At 72.5% G+C, this 12,401-nt stretch carries 14 protein-coding genes; 8 read left to right on the forward strand and 6 right to left on the reverse strand.

All coding sequences use genetic code 11. The features are described 5' to 3' along the window. Positions 1 to 877 precede the first annotated feature (877 nt). Positions 878 to 2,269: an MDR family MFS transporter gene (locus ACFYMO_RS28275; RefSeq protein ID WP_388549921.1), complete on the forward strand. Its 1,392-nt coding sequence runs from the start codon at positions 878 to 880 to the stop codon at positions 2,267 to 2,269. Positions 2,270 to 2,354: 85 nt separating this feature from the next. On the opposite strand, the gene ACFYMO_RS28280 is transcribed toward ACFYMO_RS28275, so the two are convergent. Both ACFYMO_RS28280 and ACFYMO_RS28285 read right to left on the reverse strand, forming a co-directional pair. Further along, positions 2,355 to 2,570, reverse strand: a complete 216-nt coding sequence (locus ACFYMO_RS28280; protein WP_388549923.1) for a DUF397 domain-containing protein — start codon at positions 2,568 to 2,570, stop codon at positions 2,355 to 2,357. Then, positions 2,567 to 3,424, reverse strand: a complete 858-nt coding sequence (locus ACFYMO_RS28285) for a helix-turn-helix domain-containing protein (protein WP_388549926.1) — start codon at positions 3,422 to 3,424, stop codon at positions 2,567 to 2,569. The genes ACFYMO_RS28280 and ACFYMO_RS28285 overlap by 4 nt, the downstream gene beginning before the upstream one ends. Positions 3,425 to 3,786: 362 nt before the next feature. Between ACFYMO_RS28285 and ACFYMO_RS28290 the strand changes: the two genes are divergently transcribed. Further along, positions 3,787 to 4,935 (forward strand): methyltransferase domain-containing protein, encoded by a 1,149-nt coding sequence (locus ACFYMO_RS28290; RefSeq protein ID WP_388549929.1) that lies wholly within the window; start codon positions 3,787 to 3,789, stop codon positions 4,933 to 4,935. Between the two features lie 78 nt (positions 4,936 to 5,013). Here the strand turns inward: ACFYMO_RS28290 and ACFYMO_RS28295 are convergent, their stop codons facing one another. Beyond that, positions 5,014 to 5,832 (reverse strand): helix-turn-helix transcriptional regulator, encoded by an 819-nt coding sequence (locus tag ACFYMO_RS28295; RefSeq protein ID WP_388549932.1) that lies wholly within the window; start codon positions 5,830 to 5,832, stop codon positions 5,014 to 5,016. Between the two features lie 71 nt (positions 5,833 to 5,903). Here ACFYMO_RS28295 and ACFYMO_RS28300 point away from each other — a divergent pair, with 71 nt between their 5' ends. Beyond that, complete coding sequence (locus ACFYMO_RS28300) at positions 5,904 to 6,620, forward strand: SDR family oxidoreductase (RefSeq protein WP_388549935.1); 717 nt, start codon at positions 5,904 to 5,906, stop codon at positions 6,618 to 6,620. A gap of 98 nt (positions 6,621 to 6,718) precedes the next feature. Continuing rightward, positions 6,719 to 7,123 (forward strand): hypothetical protein, encoded by a 405-nt coding sequence (locus ACFYMO_RS28305; RefSeq protein ID WP_276476079.1) that lies wholly within the window; start codon positions 6,719 to 6,721, stop codon positions 7,121 to 7,123. A 90-nt stretch (positions 7,124 to 7,213) separates the two neighbouring features. Here ACFYMO_RS28305 and ACFYMO_RS28310 read toward each other — a convergent pair whose 3' ends face one another. After that, positions 7,214 to 7,615 (reverse strand): hypothetical protein, encoded by a 402-nt coding sequence (locus tag ACFYMO_RS28310; protein WP_388549939.1) that lies wholly within the window; start codon positions 7,613 to 7,615, stop codon positions 7,214 to 7,216. A 225-nt stretch (positions 7,616 to 7,840) separates the two neighbouring features. Between ACFYMO_RS28310 and ACFYMO_RS28315 the strand changes: the two genes are divergently transcribed. The 3 genes from ACFYMO_RS28315 (at position 7,841) to ACFYMO_RS28325 (ending at position 9,441) form a co-directional block, all read left to right on the forward strand. Continuing rightward, positions 7,841 to 8,308 carry a phage holin family protein gene (locus ACFYMO_RS28315; protein ID WP_388549942.1) on the forward strand — a complete coding sequence of 156 codons (468 nt, stop codon included), beginning with the start codon at positions 7,841 to 7,843 and terminating at the stop codon, positions 8,306 to 8,308. Next, entirely contained in the window at positions 8,305 to 8,733 is a 429-nt protein-coding gene (locus ACFYMO_RS28320) for a DUF3618 domain-containing protein (protein ID WP_360294989.1), read from the forward strand. The genes ACFYMO_RS28315 and ACFYMO_RS28320 overlap by 4 nt, the downstream gene beginning before the upstream one ends. 150 nt (positions 8,734 to 8,883) lie before the next feature. Next, positions 8,884 to 9,441 carry a GNAT family N-acetyltransferase gene (locus ACFYMO_RS28325; RefSeq protein ID WP_388549945.1) on the forward strand — a complete coding sequence of 186 codons (558 nt, stop codon included), beginning with the start codon at positions 8,884 to 8,886 and terminating at the stop codon, positions 9,439 to 9,441. Between the two features lie 49 nt (positions 9,442 to 9,490). Here the strand turns inward: ACFYMO_RS28325 and ACFYMO_RS28330 are convergent, their stop codons facing one another. Continuing rightward, positions 9,491 to 9,991: a YbjN domain-containing protein gene (locus tag ACFYMO_RS28330; RefSeq protein ID WP_388549948.1), complete on the reverse strand. Its 501-nt coding sequence runs from the start codon at positions 9,989 to 9,991 to the stop codon at positions 9,491 to 9,493. Next, entirely contained in the window at positions 9,984 to 11,351 is a 1,368-nt protein-coding gene (gene mshA / locus ACFYMO_RS28335) for a D-inositol-3-phosphate glycosyltransferase (protein ID WP_276476085.1), read from the reverse strand. The genes ACFYMO_RS28330 and mshA overlap by 8 nt, the downstream gene beginning before the upstream one ends. A gap of 196 nt (positions 11,352 to 11,547) precedes the next feature. On the opposite strand from mshA, the gene ACFYMO_RS28340 reads away from it, so the two are divergent. Further along, complete coding sequence (locus ACFYMO_RS28340; RefSeq protein ID WP_388549951.1) at positions 11,548 to 12,375, forward strand: class I SAM-dependent methyltransferase; 828 nt, start codon at positions 11,548 to 11,550, stop codon at positions 12,373 to 12,375. Positions 12,376 to 12,401 lie beyond the last annotated feature (26 nt).

Raw genomic sequence — 12,401 nt, forward strand, 5'->3', positions numbered from 1 at the left:
GGCCACCGCGGACAGTGCTGCCGCTGCATCCCCCCTCCGGCTGACTTCGGCGAGCTGCGCACGCAACGCCGGCCACGCCGGGTCGGCCAACACCGCCTCGGCGTGCTCGGGCACGGCCGCACGCACGGCTGCAGCCGCCCGATCGCGGCCAGCCCCTGCTCGTGCGGCGCGGCGGACGGCGCCGTCTTCCCGCGCGCGCCAGCCGGGGCTGGGCTCTTCCGCTGTCGGCTCTCGGGACCCTGGGAGTGCTCACGCGCGCTCAGCGTCCCGGCCGTGACATCCACCGCCGCCCGGACCAGACGTCCAGCCCGTCCCGCAGCCTCGGCCTGGCTCCGGTACTGCTGCGCCTGATGCCACTTCTGCGATGCCGAGATCGACTCCACGAGGGCCAGCAGAAAGCCCAGCATCGCCGCTGTGTCGTTCCGGCCCACGGACGCTGCTGCCGCCGGCAACGTCTGGCTGGACTGCCGGTACAACTGCTGCGCCTCGCCCTCCAGCTTCCTGGAACCCGGAGCCCGTGACGCGCGCTCGAACTCGGACGCCGCACGGGCCATCTCCGCTCGGACCCACTCCGGTGCCACCGCCGCGGCGGTGACCACCAGATCGCCCAGCGCCGCGACATCACCCGCTCCCTGCCGCGAGCCCCCTCACCCAGCAGCTCGGCGGCAGCACGCAGGTTGACCGCAGCCTGCTCCCACGCCTGAGCGGGCGAGAGCACAGCGACGACCGCAACGGTCTTCTGCCAGCACTCCCCAGCCGTCAATTCGCTGGCGGCGCCATGAGCGCCCTGGGTAACGTGCCCGACGCGGTTCAGCCGCTTACGTCTTTCGCCGTATACGTCTGTCGCGGCGGGTGCGGGCACACAGGGGGAGCGGTCATGGCCGGGAACGTGTCGTTCGGCAAGGTGCGGCGGGCTGCCGCCGAGAGCGTCGGGGGGTTGCCCCGCCAGTTCTGGTGGCTGTGGACGAGCACCCTCGTCAACCGGCTCGGCGCCTTCGTGGCGACGTTCCTGGCGCTGTACCTGACCCTGGACCGCGGCTACTCCGCCTCGTACGCCGGTCTCGTCGGCGCTCTCTTCGGCCTGGGCGGAGTCGTCTCCTCGCTCGGCGCCGGGGTGCTGACCGACCGCATCGGGCGGCGCCCGACGCTGCTGGCCGGCCAGTTGGCGACGGCCGTCTCCGTCGCCTCACTCGGCCTGGTCACGCACCCGGTGGCGATCGCGCTCCTCGCCGCGCTCGTGGGGATGTCCACCAACGCCTCCCGGCCGGCCGTGCAGGCGATGATCGCCGACATCGTCCGCCCCGAGGACCGTGTTCGCGCCTTCTCGTTGAACTATTGGGCCATCAACCTCGGCTTCGCCGTCTCCTCCACCAGCGCCGGACTCATCGCCCAGTACAGCTACCAGCTGCTGTTCTTCGGCGAGGCGGCCATGGTGCTGGCCACCGCGCTGATCACGTTCCGGAAGCTGGCCGAGTCCCGGCCCGCCGCGGCCGACTCCCCGACGCCCGCCCCCGACACCGCTACCGAGGCGGTGCCGGACTCCCGGCCCGACGGCAGCAGCGACGTCTCACTGTGGACGGTGCTGCGCGACCGGCGCTTCATGGTCGTCGTCGCGCTCAACCTGCTGCTGGCCACCCTCATCCAGCAGGCGTTCGTCTCCCTCCCCATCTCCATGGGCGAACAGGGGCTCACCAGCACCGACTTCGGCACCGTCATCGCCCTCAACGGCGTCCTGATAGTGCTCCTCCAACTCCCCCTCACCCGCTTCATCCAGCACCGCGACCCGGCCAAACTGCTGATCGTCTCCGCGCTGCTGACCGGATACGGCTTCGGGCTGAACGCGTTCGCCGCGTCCGCCGCCTTCTACGCCCTCGCCGTCGCCGTCTGGACCCTCGGCGAGATGATCAACGCCCCCACCCAGATGGGCCTGGTCGTCCAGCTCTCGCCCACCCACGGCCGAGGCCGCTACCAGGGCGTCTACGCCCTCTCCTGGTCCGTCGCCTCCCTCGGCGCACCCCTGCTGGGCGGCGCCGTCATCGACCATTTCGGCGCCGACACCCTGTGGGCCGCCAGCGCCGCAGTGGGCACCCTCGCCGCCCTCGGCTACGCGCTGCTGCTCCGCAGCATGCGGGCCCACCCCGCCCCGGAGCCGGTGCACTCCCCCGCGGAGGCCGCGTCCGCGGAGGCGCCGACTTCCGCGGAGGCCGCATCCCCGGACCAACCCGCCTCTGCGGAGGCGCCGACGGCACCCCCGGAGCCCGCGGTCTGAGTGCGCTTCGGGACCGCGGCCTGAGCTGCCTTACTGAAACGCCCCCGCCCCGGCTCAGCCAGGGCGGGGGCCATCTGTCGTTGACCTACCGGTCGAGCTGACCGTCGGCGACCGCGGAAGCGAACGCGGAGAGCTGCCCGCGGGTCAGCAGCAGCGCGGGCCCTGTCGGATTCTTGCTGTCCCGCACCGCGACCGAGCGGTCATCGACGTTGCCGACCTCCACACAGTCCGACTGCGCCGCAGACGCCGAGGACTTCCACCACGACACGGGAAGAGTCGACGCGTCGTCAACATGGCTCATTTGTTCTTCCTTATCTGTGTGATCAATTCCGCCGATGCCTCGACCGACTCGGCAGCGGACGTGAGGCGTTGCCAGGCATCACGGTGCGTGGCGACCTTGTCCCGCTCCTCGACGTACAAGGCCGACGTCAGCCCTTCAGTGTGAACGACATCGAGGTTTGCATGCGGACCGAATCCGAGGATGGTGAATGTGCCCGTCTGTCCGACGTGCAGCGGAGCGTCTGACCGCAACACCTGAATGTTGACGTTCGGACGCCGCCCCATCGACAGCAGCCGCCCCAACTGCTCATCCATCACACCTTCGCTCTCGGATGTCGAGCGTAGGGCCTGCTCGGCGATGATCGCCCACAACGTGAGCGGGTCCTCGCGCGTGAGTACCGCCTGACGTGCAAGGCGCACCTCGACCAACGCGTCGACACCGGCCTCGACCGCTTCGGACATGGCCGTCGCACGGATGATCTCGCGGGCGTACTCGGCTGTCTGGAGCAGGCCGGGAATCAGGCCCAGTTGCCAGGACGACACCGATTCGGCTTCCGCTTCGAGGCTGATCAGATCCTCGTAAACGGGCGTGAGGACGCCTCGGTACGAGTGCCACCAGCCGCGGCGTGCACCCTCTCGTGTGAGTGTCAGAAGTGCGGCGCACACGTCGGGGTCGGACACCTCGTACAGGTCGAGCAGCGCTCTTACATCGTCGGGGCGTGCGGCTGTGCGCGCTGTCTCGATGCGGCTCAACTTGGCAGCGTTGAATCGGCCGTCGCTGCGTTCGGCGACATCGTCGAGAGTCCATTCGCGCGCCTCGCGGTACTCGCGAAGCTTCGCGCCGAGTCGTCGGCGTCGCACCGTTGGCGCGCTCATTCGCTCCCCTCCCAGGTCGGGTATTCAGTCTGCCCGTGCGGTGTTCGCTGACGCTACCCCGGGCCGAGCCCCTCGGGCAGGTATATGCAATTTTGCACGATCGAGTTGATTCTCTTGCATGGATGGCTAGTTGAGGAGCACGCTGTTGCGTAACGGAGTGCACCCAGACCGCAACGGTGTGCACAGCGATGCTGCCTGCTCTCAGCAGGCAGGCACCTGACTGGAGCCACGATCTATGGCCGCACAGACCTACCGCATCGGCGTTTACGTCATCGACCGACGCACGGGCCGCCTCGGCCGTGTCATGGGGCAGGACGGGCCCCACCTCTTACTGCGGCCCCCCGGACCGCGCACGCCCGCATATGAGGGCCCTCGCCGACCAGCTCACCGCAGCGGGCGCGATCCGCACCCGCCCCTGGGTCGACGCCTTCGCCGACGTTCCCCGGCATCTGTTCGTGCCCCGCTGGTACGAGCAGGAGGCCGACGCGCGCGGGATCACCGTCTGGCGTGAGCGGCAGGCCACCGGCACGGACGCCGACCTCGCCGCCGTGTACCGCGACCAGACCCTCGTGACCGCGCTCGACCCGACCACCGCCGAACAGGTCGACGAGACGGCATGGACCGGCATTCCCACCTCCTCCAGCACCCTGCCGAGTCTGATGGCCCGCATGCTCGAAGACCTGGCCGTCGAGGACGGACACCGTGTGCTGGAGATCGGTACCGGCACCGGCTACAACGCGGCGTTGCTCAGCCACCGGATCGGCGAACACCTCGTGCACTCCATGGACATCGACCCGGCCCTGGTCGGGACGGCCCGGCAGCGCCTCGCCGACGCCGGGTTCGTTCCGCAGCTCGCGGTCGGCGACGGCTCGCACGGACACCCTGCCGGTGGCACGTTCGACCGGATCATCGCCACCTGTTCCGTGCCGGCCGTCCCCGACGCATGGCTCGACCACAGCAAACCCGGCACACTCGTGCTCACCGACCTCAATCTCGGTATCGAGGGCGGACTTGTCACGCTCCGCGTCGACGGCAGCCGCCGGGCCGTCGGGCATTTCACTGCGACCTGCGGACGCTTCATGGCCGCCCGCACGGACGCGACCAGCTACCCGGCACCCCAGTGGCCCGACCGGGCACCGACCGCCGACACCCGCCCGACAACGGTCACCGCGGCCGACATCCGGGCCGACTACCCTCTCGGCCTGCTCCTCGCCTTCCACCTGCCCGGCGCCCAACTCGTCCACCACATCGACGAAGCCGGTGCCATGGCGCTCCAGCTCCAGCACCCCGACGGCTCCTGGGCTCGCGCACCCCTCGCCGACGGCCCCACCACCGTCACCCACGGCGGGGCCCAGGACCTGTGGCAGCAGGTCGAAGCGGCCTGGCAGTGGTGGAACGAGGCCGGCCGCCCCTCCCAGGACCGGTTCGGGTACGCCCGCGAAGCGGACGGAAGCGCCTACGCCTGGCACATCCCCGACGGCACCCGCTGGGACCTGCCCGCACCAGCGTGAGCGCCGAAGACGAGGACCGGGCCCCTCGCGCGGCACCCGGCCACGCCGCTCCTGCCGTGCCCGTGCGCCGCGTCCGGGTCAGGTCGCCCGGGCGGCCAGGCTGCGCAGGGTGCGCGCGTCGGGTGATCCGGGGTCGGCCGTCATCAGGACGACCTCCTGGTCGTCCTCGGGTACGAGCAGGACGTCGCAGTTCAACCGCAGCGCACCGGACTCCGGATGGTCCAGGGTCTTGGTGCGGTGCCCGGGGGCGTGGACCGGTCGCGTCTCCCAGATCTGCCGGAACTCCGCACTCCCGGCCTGGAGTTCGGCCAGCAGCGAGGCCAGTTGCGGGTCGTGCGGATAGCGGTCCGCGGCCCGGCGAAGCCGGGCCACCACGATGTGTCCGAACTCCTCGGTGCTGGTGCTCTCGTACGCCGGTCCCCCACCGAGGAAGCGGCGGCGGGCCAGGTTCGGCCTCCCGCCCCCGTGGTCGGCGCCGAGCAGTGTCCGGGCCAGCGGGTTCCAGGTGACGACGTCGTACGCCGCGTCGGTGACGACGGCGCCGGTCTCCGGCAGCCGCTCCAGCATCCGGGCCACGTGCGGTCGCACCTGCCGCACCGCGCCGGCGCCGGGGGGCGGCGCGGTCGAGCCGGCCAGCCGGAACAGATGGCTGCGCTCGGCCGGTGCGAGCCGCAGCGCGCGGGCCAGCGCGTCCAGGATCCGGGCCGACGGCCGCGGCCCGCGGGCCTGCTCCAGCCGCGTGTAGTAGTCGACCGACATGTGGGCGAGTTCCGCCACCTCTTCGCGGCGCAGACCCGGTGTGCGGCGGTCGGTACCGGCTGTCGCCAGGCCGATCTCGTCCGGCTGCAGGGCAGCCCGACGGTCCCGCAGATAGTGGGCGAGTTCCTGCCGGGCCATGCCGCCTCCTCCCGCTGCCTGGTACAGGCTGTCCCTGGCAGGGCACTCACGCCCGGAGAAGCATGGTTGCCATGAACGCACGCACAGCTCTGGTCACCGGTGCCAACAAGGGCATCGGCAAGGATATCGCCCGGCTGCTCGCCGCCGAGGGGTTCACCGTGTACGTGGGCTCCCGTGATCCCGCGCGCGGGAAGCGGGCCGTGGCGGAGCTCGGCACCGGGGCCCGCCCGCTGGTCCTCGACGTGACGGATCCGGACGGCATCGAACGGGCAGCGGCTCGGCTGGACCGTCTGGACGTACTGGTCAACAACGCCGGCATCTCGCCGTCCCTCGCCCCGCCGGCCGAATGCGGCATCGAGGAGTACCGGCGCACATTCGAGACCAATGTGTTCGGTGTGGCGGCGGTGACCAACGCCTTCCTGCCCGCGCTGCGCCGGTCCCCGCATCCGCGCATCGTCAACGTCTCCAGCGGCACCGCGTCGCTGACCTGGAGCACCTCACCCAATCCGCAGTTCGCCCCGGGCACCGGCGGCGCCGCCGCCTACCGGTCGTCCAAGGCGGCCCTCAACGCCCTCACCGTCCTGTACGCACAGACGCTGGCCGAGGACGGCTTCAAGGTCAACGCGCTTGCCCCCGGCCTGCGCGCGACCGACCTCAATCCGCAGGCCGCCGCTGCCGGCGGCGATCCGGCCGAGGCCGCGCAGGGCGCCCTCCACCTGGCCCTGCTGCCGGACGACGGCCCCACCGGCGGCTTCTTCTCCTGGGACGGAACACCCGTGCCCTGGTGAGCGGCCGGGGCGGCGAAGAGGCTCTCCCGGCCACTCGCGTGGTGTTCAATAATGCGCACAGGTACGTCACTTGAGTCACACAGGCAACAGGAGCACACATGAGAACACTCGGGCGCGCGCTGCTGGCGGTTCCCGCCGCGCTACTCATCACCGCCGGAACGGCGACCGCGGCAGCCGCCGCGAACGGCACCCCCAGCGGCGCACCGCCGTCGAGCGCCCCGTGCGTGTCGACGTCCGGCGCGAAGGCGTGCTTCGTCGCGAACGGGGACGCGATCTACGTCAAGGACACCAAGGCCAACGGCGACTCGGTCGCGGGCACGCTCAATTCGAGGCTCCCGTCGCACTGGGACCGCCAGTGCTTCAACGCCCGTGGCGCGGCCGCCGGCTGGGTGAAGTGCAGCTTCAACGTGCCGGAGTACGAGTGGGCCGACCTGTGGGCGGTCAACAAGCCCTTCATCGGCAGCCAGGCATACACCGGGGTCTACACCAGCCCCATCATCTGAGGCGTGGCCGGTCGGTGGCCGGGCGGGGCGACTCGGCCGACCACCGATCGGGGCACAGTCGGCGCAGGGCCACCACCACCCGCCCGCGGCTCAGACCGTGGCCTGACCGAGCGCCCACTGCACCAGCAGGAGCAGCAGGAGTATGCCCAGGCCGATGCCGCCCGCCTGGGCACCCCGCCGGACCGCGAACATGGCGACCAGCGTGCCCAGTGTCGTCAGCGGCACTCCGACGTGGTCCGTGACCATCAGCGCGGTGCCGAACCGGAGCGGGCCGCGGACGCCGTCCTGGCAATCCGAGCAGGCGATGGCCAGCAGCGGACCGAGGACGAACACCATGGCGCCGAAGATCAGGACTGCGGCGGCCAGGAGTACCAGCCCCGACCACTCGGCTGCGGTACGCGGACGCGGGCGCTCCGCGGCGGGCCCGGCGGCCGTGGAGTCGGCGGAGTCGGCGTCCCGGGGCGCGGTCTTCGCAGTGCTGTTCGGTTCCATATGAGGGAACGTACGGACCATGCGGGGGCGCGACCATCCGTCCTCGTACTCATCCGCCGATCCGAGTATTCATCTGCGGATCCGGGCACACTCCGTGACCGACGCACCCGGCAAACCCGGTATTCGGTCACGGAGCGCTACCGCATAGGCCGGGAAGGCCGGGGTACCGCCGGGGGGAGAGTGACCCGGCACCGGACGCCGAGCAGCGAAAGGCTGGTGCGCACCATGACGACGACGCATGAGGCCCCGCCCCGGAGCCACGAGGCCCCGCCCCGGACACCCGAATCCCCGCCGCGTGAGGACGCGGTCGGCGAGGAGTCGGTCGGCAGGCTGGTACAGCACGCGTCGGAGCAGATCTCCCAGCTGATGCGGCAGGAACTGCAACTGGCGCAGGCCGAGATGCGGCAGAAGGGCAAGCGCTTCGGCCTCGGCGGCGGCATGTTCGGCGGAGCGGGGGTGCTGGGCTTCGTCGCCCTCCAGGCCCTCGCGGCCACCGTCATCGTCGCCCTCGACCTGGTGCTGCCGCTGTGGCTCGCGGCCCTGGTGGTGACCGCCGCGCTGGCGGTCGTCGCTGGGACGCTGGCCGTGCTCGGCAAGGGCCAGCTCGGCAAGGCGACGCCGGTGAAACCCGAGGGGACCGTACGGAGCCTGAAGGCGGATGTTGCCGAGGTGAAGGAGAGGTCGCACCGATGACGCAGAGCCCCCACAGTCACGGTTCCGCACCGAGCCCGGCGGAGCTGCGGGCCCAGGTGGAGGAGACCCGCCGGGAACTCGGCGAGACCGTCGAGGCGCTGGCGGCCCGCGCGGACATCAAGCACCACGGACAGCGGAAGGCCGCCGAGCTGAAGGCGAGAGCGCGGCACGCAGGGGAGACCACCCGCGGCGGCACGGCCCTGCCGGTCACCGGTGGCGCGGCGCTGGTCGCCGTGGCCCTGTTCCTGCGGCACACCCGGCGGAAGCAGGGCGGAACGCGGTCGAGTTCGCCTGCGATCCGTCGGCATGCTGCCGGGGGCCGGGGGCGGCGCCTTGGCGGGCGTGGCCTTCGAGCAGGTCTTGATGGCCACCGACCTGGAGGAGGAAGCACCCGACGCCACCGTCCTGGCCAGCGGCCGGCCTGACGTTGCTGTTGGCGGCCCCGCACTGCAAGGCGCGCTCTTCGCCGCGGCCAGGGTCGCGATCCACTGCCGCGGTGCCATGCTGGCCGTCCACCGCCCGACCGGAGCCCGGTGGCCGAGGCCGGCCCGGGGGTTCCGGCGTAGGCTGGCCGGGTGCTGAGCCGGCGGCGTCTCGACGAAAGCGACTTTCCGCTGCTGCGGGCCTGGTTGGCGCAGCCGCATGTGGCCCGCTGGTGGCACCACGAGACCTCGCCGGAGGCGGTGGCGCGGGATTTCGGGCCCGCGGCCCGCGGTGAGGAGCCGTCCGAGGACTGGCTGGTCCTGCTCGACGGCAGGCCGCTGGGGCTGGTGCAGCGGTGCTTCCTGGCCGACTATCCGGACTGCCGGGCCGAGTTGGCGACGGTCACCGAGGTGCCCGAGCGAGCGCTGACCCTCGACTACCTGATCGGGGAGCCAGGACTGACCGGTCGCGGCCTCGGCCCCGAGCTGATCCGTTCCGCTCTCGCCCGGGCGTGGACGGACCACCCGGACGCCACCTGTGCCGTGATCCCGGTACACGCCGCCAACCGGCCGTCCTGGCGGGCCCTGGAGAAGGCGGGGCTGCATCGGGTCGCGGAGGGCGAGCTGACCCCGGACAATCCGGCCGACGACCGCCGCCACGTCATCTACCGCATCGACCGGCCGGCAGCCGGACCGGCCGGTCCCGCCTGAGCGGCCGCGCACCGACTGCGGCGCAGGTGCGGCGCGACGCGGCGCGCGCTCAGCCCTCGTGGCCGGTCAGGTGCGTGAACGCGTCCAGGTTCCGGGTGGACTCGCCGCGCGCGGTGCGCCAGGCGTACTCCTTGCGGATGGCGTCGGCGAAGCCCATCTCCAGCAGGGTGTTGAAGGAGCCGTCGGCGTTCTCCAGGACGCTGCCGAGCAGGCGGTCGACCTCCTCGCCGGTGACGGAGGCCAGCGGCAGCCGTCCGACGAGGTAGATGTCGCCGTGCCCGTCGATCGCGTAACCGACGCCGTACAGCTTGGTGTTGCGCTCCAGGAGCCAGCGGTGCACGGCGGCGTGGTTCTCGTCCGGGTTGCGGACGACGAAGGCGTTGACCGAGAGGGAGTGCGCGCCGACCGCCAGTGAGCAGGTGGTCTGCAACTTCCGGGTACCCGGGAGGGTGACGACGTACGTGCCCTCCGCCGGGCTCTCCCACTCCAGCTCGGCGTCGTTCAGTGTCCGCTCGATCGCCGCACGTGCCGCGGCAGCAACGTCACCCATGCGGCGATCGTAGGCGACGGCGCCGCTCCTGCAACGCGGCGGCGTACACCTCGGCGGTGGACCCGGCGGCGGCGGCCCAGCCGAAGCCCTGCGCGTGCCGGGCGGCGGCGGTGCCGAGCCGGTCCGGGAGGTGCGGGTCGTCGGCGAAGCGGCGCAGGGCGCGGGCGTACTCGGCGGGGTCGTGTCCGGCGACCAGGTAGCCGCTGACGCCGTCCCGCACGGCGACCGGGAGCCCGCCGACGGCGGCGGCCACCACGGGGGTGCCGCACGCCTGGGCCTCGACGGCGACCAGGCCGAAGGACTCGCTGTAGGACGGCATGACCAGCACGGAAGCGGCCCGGTACCAGTCGGCGAGCTGTTCCTGGCCGACCGGGGGGCGGAAGGCGACCAGGTCGGCTATGCCCAGCCGGGCGGCGAGCTTCTGCAACCCTTCCGGCTTGGCGAGGCCGCTGCCGCTGGGCCCGCCCACCACGGGCACCACCATCCGGCGGCGCAGCGAGGGGTCCTCGTCCACCAGCCGGGCCACCGCGCGCAGCAGCACGTCCGGGGCCTTGAGCGGCTGGATGCGGCCGGCGAAGAGCGGGATCAGCGCGTCCTGGGGCAGGCCGAGCCGGGCCCGGGCGGCGGCGCGGCCGTCCGCGGGCCGGAAGCGGTCGAGGTTGACGCCGGGGTGGACGACGGCGGTGCGGTCGCGGGGTGCCTCGTAGTGGTGGACGAGGTCGCCCGCCTCCTCGTCGGTGTTGGCGACCAGCCGGTCGGCGGCGCGCACGATCTGCGTCTCGCCGATGACGCGGGCGGGCGGTTCGGGGGTGTCGCCGTCGGCGAGGGCGGCGTTCTTGACCTTGGCCATGGTGTGCATGGCGTGCACCAGCGGGACGCCCCAGCGCTGGGCGGCCAGCCAGCCGACGTGCCCGGACAGCCAGTAGTGGGAGTGCACCAGGTCGTAGTAGCCGGGCCGGTGGCCGGCCCACACCTGCATCACTCCGTGCGTGAAGGCGCACAGTTGCGCGGGCAGTTCTTCCTTGGAGAGGCCCTCGTAGGGGCCCGCGTCGATGTGCCGCACGAGGACGCCGGGGGCCAGCTCGACGGTGGGGGCCAGGGTGCCGGTCGTGGCGCGGGTGAAGATCTCGATCTCGGTGCCCTGCGCTGCGAGCTGCCGCGCCAGTTCGACGATGTAGACGTTCATGCCGCCCGCGTCGCCGGTGCCCGGCTGGTGCAGCGGAGAGGTGTGGACGCTGAGCATCGCCACCCGGCGGGCCCGGCGCGGGCCGGTCAGGCGCAGCAGCGGGGGCCTGGACTGGTGCGGGAGGGCGGAGCGTCCGCCGCGCCGCTGACCGAGCCGGGACACGTGGTGGCTCACGGTTCCGATGCCTCCTCCGTTGCGGACGGTACGGTCCGGGACACGGTGCGGTACGAGGTCGCGGCAGCCGCGACCCGGCCACGCGCGGCCCGCGAGCGAGAACAGCGAAAAGGTTGCTTCGTCTTCCCTCTTCGCGGTCGAATTTGCCGAACTGTGACAATCGGCTCGGTTCTCCGGGCCCGCGTATCCTCGCCTCATGCCGCCGCGTTCCCCCGTACCGTCCCGCCCGGTCGGTACGGTCACCCGCGGGACGACCAACCCGAACCGGCTGCGCCGGATGGACCGCTGGATCGCCGCCGCGCACGGCCCCGCGCTCCGCCGCTCCCCCGCCCCGCCCGCCGCCGTCGACCTCGGCTACGGCGCGGCGCCCTGGACGGCCGTCGAGCTGCTGGAGCGGCTGCGCACGGTGCGCGGCGACGCGCGGGTGTACGGCGTCGAGATCGACCCGGCGCGGGTCGCCGCGGCGCACCCGTACGCGCGCCCGGGCCTGGCCTTCGTCCGCGGCGGCTTCGAACTGCCCGTCGGCGAGGGCCGCGGGCTGACACTGATCCGCGCGGCGAACGTGCTGCGCCAGTACCCCGAGGCGGAGGTCGTCCCGGCGTGGCGGCGGCTGTGCGCGCGGCTGGCGCCGGAAGGACTGCTGGTGGAGGGCACCTGCGACGAGATCGGCCGCCGCCATGTGTGGGTGGCGCTCGGCCCGGAGGGCCCGCGCACGGTGACCTTCGCGGCCCGCCTGGCCACCCTGGCGGCCCCCTCCGATCTGGCCGAACGGCTGCCGAAGGCGCTCATCCACCGCAATGTGCCCGGCGAAGGGGTGCACGCCTTCCTCACCGACTTCGACCGGGCCTGGGCCACCGCCGCCCCCTACGGCGCCCTCAGTGCCCGCCAGCGCTGGATCCGCGCGGTACACGCCCTCGCCGCGGACTGGCCGCTGGCCGACGGCCCCCGCCGCTGGCGCCAGGGCGAGGTGACGGTCCGCTGGAGCGCCCTCGCCCCGCGCACCCTGCCGAGCACCCTCACCTGACACCTCCCGCCCCGACGGCTTGCCTC

The sequence above is a fragment of the Streptomyces sp. NPDC007025 genome (genome assembly GCF_042869455.1).
Lineage (GTDB): Bacteria > Actinomycetota > Actinomycetes > Streptomycetales > Streptomycetaceae > Streptomyces.